Origin of the sequence: Paenibacillus sp. FSL R7-0210, assembly GCF_038009085.1 — a bacterium.
Lineage (GTDB): Bacteria > Bacillota > Bacilli > Paenibacillales > Paenibacillaceae > Paenibacillus_AQ > Paenibacillus_AQ silagei.
The window spans coordinates 1889639-1908187 of record NZ_JBBPAR010000001.1; the positions used below are offsets into that span (position 1 = coordinate 1889639).

Annotated in this window: 20 protein-coding genes; all 20 read left to right on the forward strand. The window is 52.4% G+C overall.

The window, feature by feature from the left end; translation table 11 throughout:
* Positions 1 to 3 precede the first annotated feature (3 nt).
* The 20 genes from flhA (at position 4) to MKY64_RS08285 (ending at position 18538) form a co-directional block, all read left to right on the forward strand.
* Entirely contained in the window at positions 4 to 2037 is a 2034-nt protein-coding gene (flhA, locus tag MKY64_RS08190; RefSeq protein WP_036724686.1) for a flagellar biosynthesis protein FlhA, read from the forward strand.
* On the forward strand, positions 2034 to 3452 hold the full coding sequence (gene flhF / locus MKY64_RS08195) for a flagellar biosynthesis protein FlhF (RefSeq protein ID WP_340952145.1): 1419 nt from the start codon (positions 2034 to 2036) through the stop codon (positions 3450 to 3452). Before flhA ends, flhF begins: the two co-directional genes overlap by 4 nt.
* Positions 3449 to 4330, forward strand: coding sequence for a MinD/ParA family protein (locus tag MKY64_RS08200; protein WP_036724690.1), 882 nt, complete (start codon positions 3449 to 3451; stop codon positions 4328 to 4330). Before flhF ends, MKY64_RS08200 begins: the two co-directional genes overlap by 4 nt.
* 35 nt (positions 4331 to 4365) lie before the next feature.
* Entirely contained in the window at positions 4366 to 5757 is a 1392-nt protein-coding gene (locus tag MKY64_RS08205) for a protein-glutamate methylesterase/protein-glutamine glutaminase (RefSeq protein WP_340952147.1), read from the forward strand.
* Between the two features lie 34 nt (positions 5758 to 5791).
* Positions 5792 to 7882, forward strand: a complete 2091-nt coding sequence (locus MKY64_RS08210; RefSeq protein WP_076078627.1) for a chemotaxis protein CheA — start codon at positions 5792 to 5794, stop codon at positions 7880 to 7882.
* A gap of 27 nt (positions 7883 to 7909) precedes the next feature.
* Positions 7910 to 8371: a chemotaxis protein CheW gene (locus tag MKY64_RS08215; protein ID WP_036692546.1), complete on the forward strand. Its 462-nt coding sequence runs from the start codon at positions 7910 to 7912 to the stop codon at positions 8369 to 8371.
* A 3-nt stretch (positions 8372 to 8374) separates the two neighbouring features.
* Complete coding sequence (locus MKY64_RS08220) at positions 8375 to 9001, forward strand: chemotaxis protein CheC (protein WP_036724698.1); 627 nt, start codon at positions 8375 to 8377, stop codon at positions 8999 to 9001.
* Complete coding sequence (locus MKY64_RS08225) at positions 8994 to 9491, forward strand: chemotaxis protein CheD (RefSeq protein WP_036724701.1); 498 nt, start codon at positions 8994 to 8996, stop codon at positions 9489 to 9491. Before MKY64_RS08220 ends, MKY64_RS08225 begins: the two co-directional genes overlap by 8 nt.
* Positions 9492 to 9493: 2 nt before the next feature.
* Entirely contained in the window at positions 9494 to 9904 is a 411-nt protein-coding gene (locus tag MKY64_RS08230) for a hypothetical protein (RefSeq protein WP_209879044.1), read from the forward strand.
* Positions 9905 to 9982: 78 nt separating this feature from the next.
* Positions 9983 to 10771: a FliA/WhiG family RNA polymerase sigma factor gene (locus MKY64_RS08235; protein WP_036724703.1), complete on the forward strand. Its 789-nt coding sequence runs from the start codon at positions 9983 to 9985 to the stop codon at positions 10769 to 10771.
* Positions 10772 to 10801: 30 nt separating this feature from the next.
* Positions 10802 to 12205: a DUF342 domain-containing protein gene (locus MKY64_RS08240; protein WP_340952153.1), complete on the forward strand. Its 1404-nt coding sequence runs from the start codon at positions 10802 to 10804 to the stop codon at positions 12203 to 12205.
* Between the two features lie 69 nt (positions 12206 to 12274).
* A complete protein-coding gene (locus MKY64_RS08245; RefSeq protein ID WP_339310134.1) occupies positions 12275 to 12583 on the forward strand; it encodes a hypothetical protein in 309 nt (102 codons plus the stop codon).
* Positions 12584 to 12651: 68 nt separating this feature from the next.
* Entirely contained in the window at positions 12652 to 13224 is a 573-nt protein-coding gene (locus tag MKY64_RS08250; protein WP_339310133.1) for a hypothetical protein, read from the forward strand.
* Positions 13221 to 13823 (forward strand): hypothetical protein, encoded by a 603-nt coding sequence (locus tag MKY64_RS08255; RefSeq protein WP_339310131.1) that lies wholly within the window; start codon positions 13221 to 13223, stop codon positions 13821 to 13823. Before MKY64_RS08250 ends, MKY64_RS08255 begins: the two co-directional genes overlap by 4 nt.
* A gap of 161 nt (positions 13824 to 13984) precedes the next feature.
* Positions 13985 to 14686, forward strand: coding sequence for a 30S ribosomal protein S2 (rpsB, locus tag MKY64_RS08260; RefSeq protein ID WP_036692565.1), 702 nt, complete (start codon positions 13985 to 13987; stop codon positions 14684 to 14686).
* A 145-nt stretch (positions 14687 to 14831) separates the two neighbouring features.
* Positions 14832 to 15482 carry a translation elongation factor Ts gene (gene tsf, locus MKY64_RS08265; protein WP_036724710.1) on the forward strand — a complete coding sequence of 217 codons (651 nt, stop codon included), beginning with the start codon at positions 14832 to 14834 and terminating at the stop codon, positions 15480 to 15482.
* A gap of 102 nt (positions 15483 to 15584) precedes the next feature.
* Complete coding sequence (pyrH, locus tag MKY64_RS08270; RefSeq protein WP_036692582.1) at positions 15585 to 16313, forward strand: UMP kinase; 729 nt, start codon at positions 15585 to 15587, stop codon at positions 16311 to 16313.
* On the forward strand, positions 16314 to 16868 hold the full coding sequence (gene frr, locus MKY64_RS08275; protein WP_036724711.1) for a ribosome recycling factor: 555 nt from the start codon (positions 16314 to 16316) through the stop codon (positions 16866 to 16868).
* 78 nt (positions 16869 to 16946) lie between these two features.
* Positions 16947 to 17714, forward strand: a complete 768-nt coding sequence (locus MKY64_RS08280) for an isoprenyl transferase (protein WP_340940097.1) — start codon at positions 16947 to 16949, stop codon at positions 17712 to 17714.
* A 20-nt stretch (positions 17715 to 17734) separates the two neighbouring features.
* Entirely contained in the window at positions 17735 to 18538 is an 804-nt protein-coding gene (locus tag MKY64_RS08285) for a phosphatidate cytidylyltransferase (RefSeq protein WP_076078640.1), read from the forward strand.
* Positions 18539 to 18549 lie beyond the last annotated feature (11 nt).

Consider the following 18549-nt stretch of genomic DNA (forward strand, 5'->3'; position numbering starts at 1 on the left):
ACATTGAAAGCTAAAGATCTAACAGTTCTACTGGGCATTATCGGTATCGTGCTGATGATGATTCTGCCCATCCCTGTCTGGCTTTTGGATGTACTGTTAATTGTCAATATCTCGATAGCCCTGACCATTATATTGGTCGCTATGAATACCAGAGATCCGCTGCAGTTCTCAATATTTCCTTCACTGCTCCTGATCACAACGCTGTTCCGCTTAGCGCTGAACCTGTCAACAACCAAGCTGATTCTGGCTGATGGCCATGCCGGGGAGGTCGTAGCGACCTTCGGAAGCTGGATTGCCAGGGGACAGATCGCGATCGGGTTCATTGTCTTCCTGATCCTGGTGGTGGTTCAGTTCATTGTTATCACCAAGGGTTCTGAGCGCGTGGCCGAGGTAGGCGCCCGTTTCACACTGGATGCGATGCCCGGTAAGCAGATGAGTATTGATGCGGATCTGAATGCGGGGATGATCAATGAGCAGCAGGCACGGGAACGCCGCCGTAATGTCGAACGCGAGGCGGATTTCTTCGGAGCTATGGATGGTGCGAGTAAGTTCGTCAAAGGTGACGCCATTGCCAGTATCATCATCCTCATTATCAACCTGATCGGCGGCTTCATTATCGGTATGACCGTTCACGGTATGTCGTTCCAGACAGCACTCTCAACCTACTCTGTATTGACCATCGGTGACGGTCTGGTCAGCCAGATTCCGGCCCTTCTGATCTCCACGGCTTCCGGCCTGATCGTTACCCGGGCAGCTTCGGAAGGCAATCTGGCCGAGGATCTGACCGGACAATTGCTGTCTTATCCGAAGCTTCTATACATAGTGGCTGCGACAATTGCGTTTCTGGGTTTCTTCACCCCGATTACGATTATGTCCACGCTTCCTTTGGCAGGGCTGATGGCTTACGCGGCTTACAGTATGGGGCAGAAGGCCAGCAGGCAGCAGATTGCCGATGAACAACTGGTCGAGGAGAAGCAGATTGAAGAGGTACGAAGTCCCGAAAGTGTCATCAATTTGCTTACGGTGGACCCGATCGAATTCGAATTTGGTTATGGTCTGATTCCTTTGGCGGATACGGGGCAGGGCGGCGATCTGCTCGACCGTATCATCATGATTCGACGGCAATGTGCGCTGGAGATGGGTCTTGTCGTGCCGGTTATTCGCATACGCGACAATATTCAACTAAAACCGAATGAATATGTCATCAAAATTAAAGGAAATAACGTTGGCGGCGGTGAATTATTACTTAATCACTATCTCGCCATGAGCCCCGGTTATGATGATGAGTCGATTAGCGGGATTGAGACTATTGAACCATCCTTCGGGCTGCCTGCCCTATGGATCGATGAGTCGGTGAAAGAGCGGGCTGAATTATCCGGTTATACCGTGGTTGACCCGCCTTCCGTTGTAGCCACACATCTGACCGAGCTGATCAAACGGTATGGACACGAATTGCTGGGCCGTCAGGAGACGAAGCAACTGGTCGACAACCTCAGGGAGAATTACCCTGTGCTGGTGGACGAGCTGATCCCTTCCATTCTTGCTGTCGGGGATATTCAGAAGGTGCTGGGCAAGCTGCTGCGGGAGAAAATATCCATCCGCGATCTGGTCACCATCTTCGAGACGCTTGCCGATTACGGCACGTATACCAAGGACCCTGACATTCTGACTGAATATGTGCGGCAATCCCTCTCCAGACAGATTACCCAGCAGTTCTCTCAGACGGGGGAGACCCTGCGTGTCATTACTGTAGGCCCCGGACTTGAGAAAAAAATTTCCGAGAGCGTGCAGCAGACGGAGCAGGGCAGCTACTTGGCGCTTGATCCGGTGTCTACCCAAACCGTCTATCAGCGGCTTACGGAGCAGATCAACCGTCTCCTGCAATCTGGCCAGCAGCCGATTGTACTAACCTCTCCAACGATTCGCATGTATTTGCGCCAGGTGATTGAGCGAACCATGCAGGATATCCCGGTGCTCTCCTACAGCGAGCTGGAGCCAAACATTGAAATTCAAAGCGTCGGGGTGGTGAACTTATGAGAGTGAAGCGTTATGTGGTCGATACGATGCCTGACGCCATGCATTCGATCCGCAGCGAGCTTGGAAGCGATGCCGTTATTTTAAGCACCAAAGAAATAAAGGTTGGCGGATTCATGGGCATGTTCTCTAAAAAGAAGATTGAGGTTGTGGCTGCTGTGGAGAACGGTGCAAAGGCAGCCGCGCAGGAGAAGATTCCTGCACCGCCAATGAATGTACCACGAAATGCAGTGCCCGAGGCCTATCAAAAGGCTGCCTCAGCCGCTGCTCCTCCTCTCCCGCCGCCTGTGACGGTAAGAGATGCGGCAGCAGCCAAGTCGTTTGCCGAGATTGCCGCAGCGCTGGCTGATCCGCTGGAGCAGGGTGGGGGTGTCGCTGTGATGCCGCCTTTAGTCAAGACGGAGCCGCCGGATATCCGCACTGAGGATATTGCAGCAGGCCAGCCGGCTGTACCGCAGCCGGAGGAGAGCCGGAAGAAACTTGCTGCCATCTATGAATCGCTTGCTGCAGAACAGCCTGAACCTGATACTGCCGCTGCAACTGAGAGTGATGTCCTGCGGGAGATCCGGGATATGAAGCAATGGATGGAACGTATCGCACGTTATTCCTCAGGGGCAGCCGAGCTGCCTGATGCGCTGGAATCCTTACGCAGCCGCCTGATTGACCAGGAGACTGACGCTGTTCTCGTAGAGGAATGGATCGGACATGTTCTGGAGCGTTACCGTGAGGAAGGAAGCAGCTGGGGGCCGGAACAATTCGAGGCTGTGCTCAGAGAGCAGATTGATGAATTTCTGTCAGGACGCATTGCCGGCGGTATTGCCCCGGATACCCGGATTGTATATATTGCCGGGCCGACTGGGGTCGGCAAGACGACAACGATTGCCAAGCTGGCAGCGGAGCAGCTGTTCAAGCAGGGCCGTAAGGTTGGGCTGATTACCTCGGATACTTACCGGATATCTGCCGTTGAACAGCTCAGAACCTACGCTTCCATTCTCAACATGCCGCTGGAGGTGGTCCAGTCGCCGGGAGACCTGCAGCGGGCGATGTTCCGGCTGGAGAGCTGTGATCTGGTGCTAATGGATACCGCCGGACGGAATTACCGCAATGAAATGCTGGTGGCTGAACTGCAGAGCCTGCTGGCCAAGGAGCTTAAGAGCGAGACCCTGCTGGTGCTGAGCCTCACCTCGAAGAGCCGTGATATGAAAAAAATCGCGGAGCACTTCGGCAGATACCAGTTGGATAAGGTTGTATTCACGAAGCTGGATGAAACGGGGAGCTACGGCCCGCTGTTCAATGTCCTGAATGATTATCCGCTGAAGCTCTCTTATATTACCAACGGACAGAATGTTCCTGATGATCTTCTTATGGCCACAGGGGAGCAGATTGGCGACATGCTGCTGGGAACAGGGGGCGGGTGATGGACCAGGCGCAGGCATTAAGACGGCTGGTCTCCAGCCAGGATACAAGGCAGGCTCCCGGAAGCGGTGCCTCCGCCCGGATCATCACGGTATGCAGCGGTAAGGGGGGAGTCGGAAAGTCGAATTTCACCCTTAACTTCGCGCTTGCACTGAAGGCCATGGGACGGAGAGTTCTTCTGTTCGATGCCGATATCGGCATGGCCAATATTGATGTCCTTATGGGTGTCTCCTCCAGATACAATCTGTACCACCTGCTCAAGCGGGAAGCGGATATCGGACAGATCATTCAGCTCGGACCGGAGGCGCTGCCCTTCATTGCAGGGGGCTCCGGGATGGACGAGCTGTTCACACTCTCGGAGGCGGATCTGAATTACTTTACCACACAGATTGCAAGCATTGCCGATACCATGGATTTCATCCTGTTCGACACAGGGGCGGGGCTGTCCAAGGAAACGATGAAATTCATCACTTCTGCTGATGACTGCCTGGTGGTGACCACGCCTGAGCCTACCGCAATTACAGATGCATATGCGCTGATGAAGGTTGTTCATAATTCGCATCCTGAGGTTTCGTTCAGGCTGATTGTCAATCAGGCAGGGGATGAACGGGAGGCACGGGCCACCAGTGACAAAATCCGGATGGCGGCCAGCCGGTTCCTGCAGCTTGAGCTTCCCTTTCTCGGTTACATCAGCAGTGATCCGCATGTAGTACAGGCCGTTAAGAAACAAATTCCATTCTCAGTGGCTTTTCCGAACAGTATTGCAGCCAGGGATGTGCAGAGGCTTGCGCAGAGCTATCTGGCTGTGGATTCAGTAGAAACCGCTAAAGTTCAAGGCATCAAGGGATTCATCAGCAAGTGGTTGAAACGAAACAGATAATTGTTCTGAATTTGAGGGACAGAGGTGGAAAAGCTATGAGGCCATATAAAGTTCTGGTTGTTGATGATTCAGCATTCATGCGCAAGATTATTTCCGATTTAATAGAGAATGATGCCGACTTTCAAGTCACAGCGACAGCTGCCAACGGACGCGAGGCGATTGAGAAGGTTAACGAGCTTCGTCCGGATCTCGTAACCATGGATGTGGAGATGCCTGAGATGAATGGCCTGGAGGCGCTCAAAAGTATCATGGCCCAGCGTCCGCTCCCGGTGATTATGCTGTCCGGTATTAATGAAGAGGGTATGAAGGAGACGATTCTGGCCTTGGAGTGGGGGGCTTTCGATTTCATCCGAAAGCCGTCCATTTCAAACTCCCAGGATATCATCGCTGTCGGAGAGTCCCTCCGGGAGCAAATGAAGGAAGCGATGCTGGCGCGCGAGCGCCGTGAAGCCCGCGCTTCCGCCGTCAAATCGCCTGAGCCTCCTCCTCCCGCTGCTGAACCGCCTGCTCCGCGGGCTGTTGTGGAACCGGTAAGAAGGAAGCTGGAGCCGTCCAAGAAAGAAGCGGATAAAGCGCCGCTTCAAGGCACGGAGAAGCCAAGGGTCAGGGCGCCGCTTGAACCTCCCGCTGACAAACGGAAGCCGGAGACCGGCACTGAGCCGGCGGCTGCGAAGCGGGTAGCCAAGCCTGCGCCGGCAGTGCATAAACCGGCTCCCGACAGGTTGAAAGGCCGCTCCCAGGAGGCGCAGGGCGCCGGAAGGGCTGTACAACGTGCGGCTTCTGAAATTGCTGCAGGCTCGTTCGTTGAACCTCCTGCAGCAACAGGAGGCCAGGCAAGCGGAAGCCGGAGCGTGCGTAAGCTGGTTGCTGTAGGCTGCTCAACCGGAGGTCCGAGAGCGCTGAAGGCATTCCTGGAGAACATCCCCGGTGACTTCCCGGCACCGATTGTCATTGTCCAGCATATGCCGCCTAACTTCACCAAATCGCTGGCCCAGCGTCTGAATACCTTCAGCGCGCTGGAGGTCGCGGAAGCGGAGCACGGTATGATTCTCCGGCAGGGTGCGGCGTATATTGCCCCCGGGGGTTATCACCTGACAGTGGTTCCTGCGCCTGGCGGCCAATACATGATAGAGCTTACTAAGGAAGAGGTCCGTAATGGACATCGTCCTTCTGTAGATACACTGTTTGAATCGGTATTGCAGCTTACCTCGCTGGAACGTCATGCCGTCATTATGACGGGGATGGGCAGCGACGGGGCCCGTATGATGAAAGCACTCTATGATTCGGGGGTGACATCAACCTTTGCAGAGAGTGAAGAAACCTGTGTGGTATACGGAATGCCGAGGTCTGCAGTAGAGTTGAAGTGTGTAAGACACATCCTGCCTTTGCAAGAAATTGCTCCAAGGCTGGTACAAGCCGTTAAATAATGGAATAGCGAACTCGAAGGGGAGGTACCCGCTCATGGACATGAACCAATACTTATCCATGTTTATTGATGAGTCAAATGATCATCTGCAGTCTTTGAACGAGAGCATGATGGGGCTGGAAGCGAATCCGGAGGATCTGAGTATTGTTCAGGTGATTTTCCGCTCCGCCCATACCTTGAAAGGTATGGCGGCTACAATGGGGTTTGAAGATTTGGCTTCGCTTACGCACCAAATGGAGAATGTGCTCGATCTGGTGCGCAATAACAAACTGCGGATGCAGGACTTCATTTTTGATACCCTGTTCAAAAGTATTGACGCTCTGGAATCCATGGTGGAGGATATCACCGGCGGGGGAGCGGGCAAGGCCGATGTAACAGAGATTGTCTCTTCCCTGCAGGCCATCGTACGCGGAGAGGTTCCTTCTGCCGGCAATGCTTCTGCTGAAGTCACTGCTGCTGCGTCCGGCAATGCCAGCGCGGCCCAGGTGTTCCTGGATGAATTCCAGTACTCAGTGCTGGAGCAATCCCTTCAGGAAGGCCATCAGGTGTTGTATGTGGATGTGGCGATCCGCAAGGACTGTCAGCTCAAGGCTGTACGTGCCTACATGGTCTTCGACCTTCTGGAGCGTTCAGGAGAAGTCGTGAAATCCTTCCCTTCGGTTCAGGACATAGAGCAGGAGAAATTCGATTACGGATTCTCCCTCTACTACATAACCCAAAAGGATGCCAGCGAGATTCAGAAGATGATTCTGAATCTGTCAGAGATCGAAGCGGTTACTGCTGTGGCGCTTGATCAGGAGTCACTTCGCCAAATGGGGCAAGACACTGCGGCAGCTACAGCCGAAGCGCCCGCTCCGGCTCCGGTGCAGGAAGCTGCTCCCGTTGCTGCCGGTAATGCTTCCCCTGCGGCTTCTCTGCATCCCAAGGAAGAGAACGGCAAAGCAGCCCCGGCCCGGGCAGGAGGGTCGCCGTCACCTTCCCGGACCATCCGTGTGGATATTGAGCGGCTGGATGTGCTGATGAATCTGTTCAGCGAGCTGCTTATTGACCGTGTCCGGCTGGAGCAGCTGGCCTCCGAGGTCCAGAACGGGGATCTTACCGAAACGGTCGAGCATATGGGCCGGGTGAGCGGAGATTTGCAAAATATCGTAATGAAGCTCCGCATGGTTCCGGTAGACACCGTATTTAACCGGTTCCCGCGGATGATCCGCGATCTGGCGAAATCGCTGGACAAGAAGGTGGATTTAATCATCACTGGAGCAGATACAGAGCTTGACCGTACCGTGATTGATGAGATTGGCGATCCGCTGGTCCATCTGCTGCGCAATGCGGTTGACCACGGGATTGAATCTATTGCAGACCGGATTGCGGCTGGAAAGCCGGAGACCGGAACCGTCCAGCTCCGGGCCTTCCATAGCGGCAATCATGTGTTCATCGAGATTGAAGAGGATGGCAAGGGCATCTATCCGAAGAATGTCTTAGCCTCTGCTGTCAAAAAGGGTGTGATTACCCAAGAGCAGGCGGGCACGATGACAGATGACGAAGCGTACCAGCTGCTCTTCGCGCCTGGATTCAGTACAGCTGAGGTCATCTCTGACGTATCGGGCCGGGGCGTGGGTCTCGATGTGGTCAAATCCAAAATCTCTTCCCTGGGCGGTAACGTCACCATCTACTCTACACCAGGCAAGGGCACGAATTTCTCCGTTCAGCTTCCGCTGACCCTGTCGATCATTGCAGCGATGCTGGTTCGGCTTGGCTCAGAGAAATATGCCATTCCGCTCTCTTCCATCGTGGAGACTGGAATTGTGAAGCAATCCCAGATCCGCACCATTCACGGCAACCGGATGCTGGAGTTCCGGGGCAGCCATATTCCGCTGGTCTCCCTGAGCAAGATCTTCTCCATTCCGGACTATGATGAAAGCACGGAAGAGGAGACGGAGATCGTGGTTGTCCGCAAGGGAGAACGGCTGGTTGCCTTGGCTGTGCAGGACTTCATTGGCCAGAACGAAATTGTAATCAAGAACCTAGGCAAGTATCTCCCAGAGGTGCAGGGAATTTCCGGAGCCACGATTCTTGGAGACGGACAGGTAGCGCTTATTATCGATCCGAATGCTTTTATCAAATAATCAGGTTAGAACAGGGAGGGTCATTCCATGGCTGAAGATATCAAAGTAATTGTATTCAAGCTTGGCACTGAAGAATACGGCATTGAAGTAGAGAAGGTCCAGACGATTGAACGTATGATGCCGATTACCCGCGTACCGAAGACCTATTCCTTTATCAAAGGTGTGATCAATCTGCGCGGTGTCGTGATTCCGGTTATCGATCTGCGCGGACGGTTCGGCATCGAGGAAGCGGAGCACACCGACCAGACCCGGATCATCATCGTCAATGTGAATGAGATGGAAGTGGGCTTCATTGTTGATTCAGCCAACGATGTCATTGATCTGAACCGTGACATTATTGATGTACCGCCGGATGTCGTGGGCGGAATCAAGGCGAAGTATCTGGACGGGGTGGCCAAAATTGGTGATGACCGCCTGCTGATTATGCTTAACCTGTCTGAAGTGCTGAACAAGAGTGAAATCGTGCAGCTGGAAAGCCTGGAGGGCTAGCCTATGGAGCTATTCAAGAACTTCAAAGACTTCAAAATGGATGTGCTTAAGGAAGTCGGAAATATCGGGGCCGGCAATGCTGCCACCGCCTTATCTCAACTGCTTAATAAGCCGATTGATATGGCGGTTCCGAAGGTACAGCTGCTCAGCTTCGAGGAGATCACTGATAAGGTGGGCGGAGCGGAGGAACTGGTATATGCGGTATTCCTGCGTGTGGAAGGTGAAGCCCCGGGCAACCTGTTCTTCATTCTTACCCCGGAGGCGGCAAGCAACCTGCTCAGCCGGATTGCCGGTATTGAAGTCTCCGGCGGCGATGAGCTGAGTGAGATGGAGTTATCCGCACTAAGCGAGATCGGCAATATTCTGGCCGGCTCTTATCTCTCTTCCCTGGCGGACTTCACCTCCCTGACCATGTATCCGACAGTGCCGGCGCTTGCAATGGATATGGCCGGAGCCATTCTTGGCTACGGGCTGCTGCAGTTCGGTCAGATGGGCGATGATGCGCTGCTGATCGATACGACTTTTTTAGAAGGCCAAAATGAAATTGAAGGACAATTCTTCCTTATTCCCGATCCGGAATCGTTCCCCAAAATATTCAAGGCTTTAGGAGTACCGTTCGACAATGATTGAAGAGCAGAGCATCATTAAAGTAGGTATGGCGGATCTGAACGTAGGCAGCCAGGACAGCCTTATTCGTACGACCGGTCTTGGCTCCTGCGTAGGTCTGACTCTGTTTGATCCCGGTAAAAAGCTGGCGGGGATGGCTCATGTCATGCTGCCCTCTTCAGAGATTGCCAGGGAGGGACAGCTGAATATCGCCAAGTTCGCAGATACTGCTGTGCCTGAGCTATTGGCCCGCCTGCTGGGGCTGGGGGCGGTTAGAAGCCGGATTGTGGCCAAGATGGCCGGAGGCTCGCAGATGTTTGCTTTTGCCGGAGGGAGTGACACCATGAGGATCGGGCCTCGGAATGTGGAATCCTGCAAGCTTGCTCTTGAGAGCCTTCATATTCCGCTTATCGCGGAGGACACGGGCGGCAATTATGGGCGCACGATAGAAATCTCCTGCAATACCGGAGTGATTTTTATCCGCAGCGTTCAAAAAGGCCCGAAGGAAATTTAGCCATGAGCAGGAAACTATTGCTGAATATTGTGGCCGGACTGATCGGATTTGTACTAACCTTCCTTGCGAACAACGGACAGAACCTGCTGGGTACCAGCCTGATCCGGGGCATGTACGGATTTATTATCTGGTTTGTGCTTGCTTTCTTCCTGAGATGGGTATTGGGTTTTATTATCGGAAAAGAAGCCTCAGACCCGGAAGCCGGTTTGTTCGATAACGGAGAGTCTCTTGGCGGGAAGCTTGATATTAGTACACCTGAAGAGGATCAGGAGCTCAAAGACTTGTTAACCCCAAAACGGGAGGCGGTCAGTGAAGAGCCCGGGGGGTTCACGCCTTTGCAGCCTCCGAAGCTAGTCTCTATGAAAGATCCTGAAGAATTGGCCAAGGCCGTTCGTCACCTGAAAGAAGAATAAGCGAGTACTGCGGCGAAAGTCCGTCATCTTGCGCCGCATGTTTGCCCGCTGACTAAACTTTGGGAAGGGTGAAAGCCGTTGAACGAGCGTAAAGCAGCTCAGTCGGAAACAGACCTGCTTTGGGAGCAGTGGAAAGAGCACGGCGATCCTGAAGCTAAAAAAAAGCTGATTGAGAGTTATCTCCATATTGTTGATTACGTGTCCAGCCGTCTGGCAGTAGGGTTGCCCAAAAACGTCTCCAAGGACGATTTGGCCAGCAACGGTGTCATGGGACTCATTGATGCGATCGAAAAATTCGACTACAAGCGGGGGCTTCAATTCCAGACCTATGCTTCGTGGCGGGTTCGGGGAGCAATCCTTGATTCTCTGCGGCAAAGTGACTGGGTTCCCAGATCCGTACGCGAAAAAGCGAAAAAAATCGAGGATGCCTACCAGCAGCTGGAGCAGAAGTATTTGAGATCGGTAAGTGACGATGAAATGAGCAAGTATCTGAATATTTCGGAAACGGAGTTTCAGACGATGCTGCAGGATGTCGCAGTAATGTCGCTCTGTTCATTGGAAGATCCTATACGTGAAGAAGAATCAGAGACACGAATGTCCATATTGGTAGATGACAAGGCCAAGAATCCGGACCGTAAAGTGAATGAGTTCTACCTGCGGGATACGCTAACCAAAGGCATCGAGAAACTAACAGTGAAAGAACGGACCGTCGTGTCCCTTTTATATTATGAGGATTTATCTTTAAGCGAGATTGCGGAAGTGATGTCACTGTCTCCTTCGCGAATCTCCCAGCTTCATTCCAAAGCTATTTTGCGGCTAAGAGGAACACTTGAGAAGAACCGGGACCTTCTGATGCAAAATGATTAACCGGGTGACGGTGACAAGGGGGAGCAGAAATTGATCGGTCAATATGTATTGAGCCAATACCTGAGCATTACTTTTTCGGAGGATAAGGGGATTGCTTACCTTCAGTTCACCAAGAAGGATGAGAATTTCACTTGTTCGGTCGAGGACCTTGAGAGCTTCCTGTCCAGTCACAATATTCGTTTCGGTATCCAGCATGATATTGTGCAGCGGATTAGCAGCAACCCGGAAGAATACTTCTGGAACCGGGTGCCGATCGCGATTGGACAGCCTGCTGTCAACGGTAAGGATGGCCGTATTGTGCTGACCGTTGATATGGAGGAGGACCGCAAGCCTCTGGAGAAAGAGGATGGCAAGGTGGATTACAAAGAGCTGGTCCGGCTGCATAACGTAAGGAAGGGCCAGCTTATTGCCAAGGTTATTCCGGCAGAGAACGGTGTGAGCGGCAAAACGGTAACCGGGGAGGAGCTTCCGTTCCGGGCAGGGAAGGAGGCTCATTTCAAGGTAGGCAAGAATGTGGTGGTGGATCAGGAAGAGACCTCCATGTATTCGGCGATTGACGGATTGGTCACGCTGACAGACAAGGGCAAGATCAATGTATTTCCGGTGTATGAAATCAATGGGGATGTGGATTACAGCACGGGCAATATTGATTTCGTGGGCACGGTGGTCATCCGCGGCAATGTGCTTACCGGCTTTACCGTCAAATCCGCAGGAGATATCCGGGTGGTCGGCGGTGTAGAGGGGGCCGAGCTGATATCGGGCGGGTCCATCGAGATTACGGGCGGCATCATCGGATATAATAAAGGGCTCGTTCATGCCGGTAAAAATGTTAAGGTCTCGTTCATCCAGGATGGCAATGTTGTGGCCGGGGAGGATGTTATAGTCTCACAAAGCATCATGCATTCCAGCATACGGGCAGGCCGCGACGTGTTGTGCAACGGCGCCAAAGGCTTAATTGTTGGCGGTATTGTGCAGGCGGGTGAACACGTGATTGCCCGCACCATCGGCAATACCATGTCTACAGCTACAGCGATTGAAGTGGGCGTTGTTCCCGAGCTGAGAAATGAGATCAACGAACTGCGCCAGGAGCTTCGTCAGCTTCTTGAGAATGAGGACAAGACCAATAAGGCGCTGTATCTGCTTAATCAGCTGGCGAACAATGGCCAGCTATCGCCCGATAAGGTGGCGCTTCGCGTCAAGCTTAATGCAACCAAGCAATCCCATATGCGTGATGAAAAGAGAATTAAAGAGCGTGTGCTGGAGATCGAGCGCATGCTGGAGGACACCGGCAGAGCTAAGGTTGATGTCGTCAAGACGATCTATGGAGGCTCTAAGATCGTAATCGGCAGATATACCAGGTTCGTCAAGGACCCGACGGAGCGGGTATCCTTCATTTACAGTGAAGGGGATATATCCATAATACCGTATGTATAATCAGGCAGGCAGCTGAGGCGGCCTGCTATTCCTTGATTCTGTAACCAATGAGTGGAGAAGAGGGATCTTATGAGTCTGAAACCGGTGGAACTGCAAATTGCGTTGCCCCGTACCCATGATGCGGGCAAAGTTCAGAACAACCTTCAGCAGCGTCCTGCACTCGACCAGCAGCAATTGGCAGGCCAGAATATCAAGCATAGCCAGGAAATCTCGCTGCGCAGCACTGAGGTTGACGAGTCTGCCGAATCGGCGCTGCGGGATGGCGGCAAGGGGAGCGGCTCTGGCAGTCAGCCTCATCCGCGCAAGCCGGATAAGTTGGAGAACACCCATGCTGCCGAACATCCTTATAAAGGGCACCGTATAGATTTCAGTCTCTGATTGGGACAGAATAACCGCAAATGCAGTTAAGGCATCCTATGAATTAAACGCAGAAGGAGATTACACACTTGGAACCATGGGTATACATCGTGCTGGTAGGCGCAGTTGCTATTGTTTATGCCCTGCGGCTGCCGGCCAGAACGGGTAAGGAAGACTCGGAGAAGAAGAGCCTGAAGGAGACGGAGGCGGCTCTGGAGCTCTACATGGCCGATATCGAGCATGAGAACTCCGAGCTGCTGAAGCTGGTGGGCAGTATTAAGACACAGTCACAGAGCAATAAGGCGGCCCTGCAGGAAGAGATCGGTGTACTGCGGGAGCAGGTGGGCGAGCTGCAGAAGAGCCTGCTGCTGATGGATGCGCGGCTGACCGCAGAAGAGAAGGGACTGCTTCAGCTGTCAGCAACCTTCTCGCGGGAAGCCTCGTCCGGACACGCGGAGAAGCCCCAGGGCAGGGAGCAAGCTGCCGAGGCAGTGCCTCCTGTTAAGCCAAGACCCGTCAGCTCCATCAAGCTGCGGTATCCCCGGCTGTTCGAGCTGCATGAGCAAGGGAAATCAATTGATTCTATCGCCAAGACCGCCGGTCTGCAGCGGGGCGAGGTGCAGCTGATCCTGCAGCTTGCGCAGCAGGAGGAATCCGTATGATGAAGAACCGGTTCTTTATGCTGGGACTAGGGATCGGGCTGATCGCCGGCGCGCTGCTGCTGCAGCTGATGATAGCCGGACGGACGGCGCCTCTGACCAAAGAAGAGCTGATCCGGCAAGCGGCTAGCCTGAACCTGACTGTTGTAGATCCGGCAGAAGCTGGTGCAACAGCAACGCCGTCCCCGGAGGAAGCGGCCGAGGCCCAGGCTTCCGGGACGCCAGCAGTAACACCGGCAGCTACGCCTGCTGTCCCGCCCAAGCCGGCTGCAACGCCAAACGCCGCAGCGACACCGGGCAAGCCTTCGGCACCTGTGCAGCCGCAGAACACTGCGGAGCCTGTTACCCAAGCTCCGGCTACGCCTGAAGCGCCTGTGGCTGCGGTGGACGGGGTAATCTCTCTTAAGATTCCCACTGGAATTACGCTCACCCAGACGGCAGCTCTGCTTGCGGAAGCCGGGGTTATCGAGGATAAGAACAAGTTCCTCCAGACGGCAAACAGCCGTAAGGTGAACACTATCATTCAATACGGCAGCTACAGCTTCACCAAGGGAGAGAGCATCAACTCCATTATTGACAAGCTGATTACCGTAAAAAAGTAATCGTTGCATAGGCTGTTTTAATATGATATATTAATTGACGGTGTTAAAACACACGCCGGTTGATTTCGACAAGGGGTGCTTTCTTCTGAAGAAAGTCTTGCTGAAAGATGACGCGCGGCGGAGGAGACACACAATAAACCAAACTTAGGAGGTGTGTGAAGATGGCAGTAATCTCCATGAAGCAGCTTCTCGAAGCTGGGGTACACTTCGGTCACCAGACTCGTCGTTGGAACCCAAAGATGGATCGTTATATCTTCACTGAAAGAAACGGAATTTACATTATTGACTTGCAAAAGACAGTCAAGAAGGTAGAGGAAGCTTACAACTTTGTAAAGAGCGTCGCTGGCGACAACGGCACAATCCTATTCGTAGGAACAAAGAAGCAGGCACAGGATTCCGTAAAAGAAGAAGCTGAACGTTCGGGTATGTTCTTCATTAACCAGCGTTGGCTCGGCGGTACCCTGACTAACTTCCAGACTATTCAGAAGCGTATTGACCGCCTGAAGAAATTGGAAGCTTGGGAAGAAGACGGTACCTTTGCAGTATTGCCTAAGAAAGAAGTTATCCTTCTCCGCAAAGAGAAAGATCGTCTTGAGAAATTCCTGGGCGGTATCAAGAACATGAAAGGTCTTCCAAGCGCGCTGTTCATCATTGACCCGCGTAAAGAGCGCATTGCAGTAGCAGAAGCTCGCAAATTGGGTATTCCTATCGTAGCTATCGTTGATACTAACTGCGATCCGGATGAAATTGACTACGTAATCCCAGGCAATGACGACGCAATCCGCGCCGTGAAGCTCTTGACTGGTAAGATGGCTGATGCTGTTGTTGAAGCTCATCAGGGCGAAGACACAACTACAGCTTAAGTAGTAACCGGAACATAAAACATAAACTCAAATGAAAAGGGTGGTTGGCAGGTGGATAACCTCTCACTGCCCTTTTTTTAAAATGCAAGCAAGTATCGCTTTATGCCCGCGTATGACAACGACTATGACCCTGGAGGGAATAACAATGGCAGTAGATGCAAAAGCAGTGAAGGAACTTCGTGAAAGAACAGGGGCAGGAATGCTCGATTGTAAGAAAGCGCTGGAAGAAGCAAACAACGACATCACCAAAGCAGCAGAATTGCTTCGTGAAAAAGGTCTGTCCGCAGCAGCGAACAAGGCCGGACGTATTGCTACTGAAGGTACTGTAGAATCCTATATCCACGCTGGCGGCCGTATTGGCGTTCTGGTGGAAATCAACTGCGAAACTGACTTCGTAGGCAAAACGGATTCCTTCAGAGAATTCGCGCGCGACATCGCTATGCAAATCGCAGCAGCAAACCCGCTGTATGTCCGCCGTGAAGAAGTACCTTCTGCAGACGTAGAGAAGGAAAAAGAAATTCTTAAGGCGCAAGCGCTGAACGAAGGCAAGCCTGAGAAGATCGTTGAAAAAATGGTGGAAGGCCGCATCAGCAAGTTCTATGAAGAATACTGCCTGATGGAGCAATCCTTCGTTAAAGACCCGGACAAGACAATCTCCCAGCTGCTGAATGAAAAAATCAGCACCATTGGCGAGAACATCACCATCCGCCGCTTTGTTCGTTTCGAACTGGGTGAAGGTCTTGAGAAGAAAGTCGACAACTTCGTAGAAGAAGTTATGGCACAAGTAAAACAATAATAACTGCATGACATTGAATAAGAACTGAATACAGGCAAGCATCAAAAGAGCGGAACACATACAAGTAGTGTTCCGTCTTTTGTAGAAAGTGAGGGTATATAATTGGAACAACCGGTATTTAAGAGAGTAGTCCTTAAGGTAAGCGGTGAATCGCTCGCCGGACAGAATGGCTATGGCATCGATGCCGATACGATCATCTCTATTGCAGAGCAGGTCAAGGAAGTCGTGGAGCTTGGAGTTCAGGTTGCGATTGTATGCGGCGGTGGCAACATCTGGCGCGGAATCGCCGGAAGTGCAAGCGGTATTGACCGGGCAACAGCCGATTATATGGGAATGCTGGCAACAGTGATGAACTCGCTGGCATTGCAGGACGCTCTGGAGCAGATCGATGTCCCTACCCGGGTTCAGACCTCTATCGCCATGCAGCAGATTGCTGAGCCCTATATCCGCCGCCGGGCGATCCGGCATCTGGAGAAGGGCCGCGTAGTTATTTTTGCCGCAGGGACAGGGAATCCGTTCTTCTCGACAGATACTACGGCAGCGCTTAGAGCAGCCGAGATTGAAGCCGAGGTTATCCTCATGGCCAAGAATAAGGTAGACGGCGTCTACTCAGCAGATCCGTTCAAGGACAGCACAGCCGTGAAATACGAGCAGCTTACTTACATGGATATTCTGAACAAAAACCTGGGGGTTATGGATTCTACCGCTTCCTCACTCTGCATGGATAATAATATACCGCTCATTGTGTTTGCTATTACAGAGCAAGGCAATATTAAACGCGTCGTTCTCGGCGAAAAGATCGGGACGATCGTTAAAGGGAGTGTAAATTAAATGCCACAATCGGTTAAGAAGAATGCCGAAGAGCGTATGGAAAAAGCGATTCTCTCGCTGAAACGCGACTTGGCAACACTGCGGGCAGGACGCGCTTCGACGTCGCTGCTGGATCGCATCCAGGTTGAGTATTACGGTGCTCCAACTCCGATCAATCAGCTGGCTAACATCAGCACACCGGATTCCCGGACCCTGCTGATCCAGCCGTGGGACAAAACTTCAATGTCAGACATCGAAAAGGCGATTATGAAATCCGACATCGGGATTACACCTGCCAATGACGGTACGATTATCCGCCTGTCGATTCCTCCGCTTACCGAAGAACGCCGCACTGAGCTGGTGAAATTCACCAAGAAGTTCGGTGAAGAAGCTAAGGTAGCGATCCGCAACATCCGCCGCGATGCCAACGATGACATCAAGAAGATGGAGAAGAACGGCATTTCAGAAGATGAATCACATGGACATCAGGAAGATATCCAGAAATCAACGGATAAGTTCATAGCTGAAGTCGACAAAGTGCTCTTGTCCAAAGAAAAAGAGATTATGGAAGTATAACGAAATTCATGAGACTTCAGGCCCCTCCGTTAATGGTGGGGTTTGTCTCTTTCTGATAAGAGCTTGGAGGAAACGGAAATGATCAAACGGATTCAAGAATGGCTGAGCCGTAAAGACAGGCAGGAGCCAGTCGAGATTTCACCGGATAATATTCCCCGGCACGTAGCGATAATTATGGATGGCAACGGGCGCTGGGCGAAACGGCGCGGTATGCCCCGGGTTGTGGGCCATCAGAACGGGATGAAGGCAGTCAAACGTGCTACCATTGCAGCGAATGACCTCGGAGTAGAATTTTTGACTCTGTACGCTTTCTCTACGGAGAACTGGACCCGGCCGAAGGATGAAGTGGATTTCCTGATGCGCCTTCCCGTAGAATTCCTGGCTATTGAACTGGATGAACTCATTGAGAAGAATGTACAGGTGCGCGTAATGGGCAACACGGAGGCTTTGCCTTCCCATACCCGCAAGGCGATGGAAGAAGCGGTCGCCCGCACACTAAGCAATACCGGACTTATACTTAATTTTGCTCTGAACTACGGCGGGCGCAAAGAGATTGAGGACTGTATGCGCGCTCTGGGCAAGGATATCCAGGCAGGAATTCTGTCACCTGAAGAGATCACTTCAGAGCTGATTGACAACAGATTGTCATCCAGCGGATTACCCGATCCTGACCTGCTCATCCGTACGAGCGGAGAGATGCGGCTCAGTAACTTTATGCTGTGGCAAATCGCCTATAGTGAATTTTGGTTTACGGATGCGTACTGGCCGGAGTTCGACAAGTCGCATCTGATGCAGGCTGTGGCTGAATATCAGCGCCGCACACGCCGTTATGGTGGATTGAAGTAGCCTGATGGGAGAGGGATTCTTTGAAGCAGCGATTGATTACCGGAATTGTTGCCGGGGCCTTGTTTTTAGGGTTATGCTATTGGGGTGGCTGGCCGTATCAGCTGATGCTGACTGCGATGGCCCTCATCGGCTATTATGAATTTGTGAAAATGACAGGTACAGCCACCTTCGGGCTGACTGCTGTATTTGGTTATGCCTCTGTAGTAGGCTTTATGATTCCTTGGGATCTCCTGGGAACGAATAAGCTATTCTCCTGGGAACAGGGGATATGGCTGGTATTGCTGCTATTCCTGCTGGTCACTGTCTTCAGTAAGAATAAGCTTGATATCAAAATCACCGCGATGATGTTCACTGGCATTGTTTACATAGGAATGGGGTTCTCGTATATGGGAATCGCCCGCGGTGCGGGAGATGGCCATGGCCTCTTCTGGACGATCCTGCTGCTGTGCTGTATATGGGGCAGTGATGCCGGAGCCTATTTTGTCGGCAGAAGCTTCGGGAAGAACAAGCTGTGGCCTGCGATCAGTCCTAACAAGACTATAGAGGGCGCGCTTGGCGGAGTATTGATTTCTGCTGTCATATCGATTGTGTTTGCTATACTGGTTCCTGATCTGCTGACTATCGGACGCGCGCTGCTGATTGGAATTGCTTGCGCTGTGCTGGGTCAGCTTGGAGATCTTGTACAATCTGCCTATAAACGGGTGTACGGTATTAAGGATTCAGGCTCACTCTTGCCGGGTCACGGTGGCATCCTGGACCGCTGCGACAGCTGGATCATCGTATTTCCTTTCGTACATATCGTAATGCTGATGCCTTACTATTAACGACAGGGAGA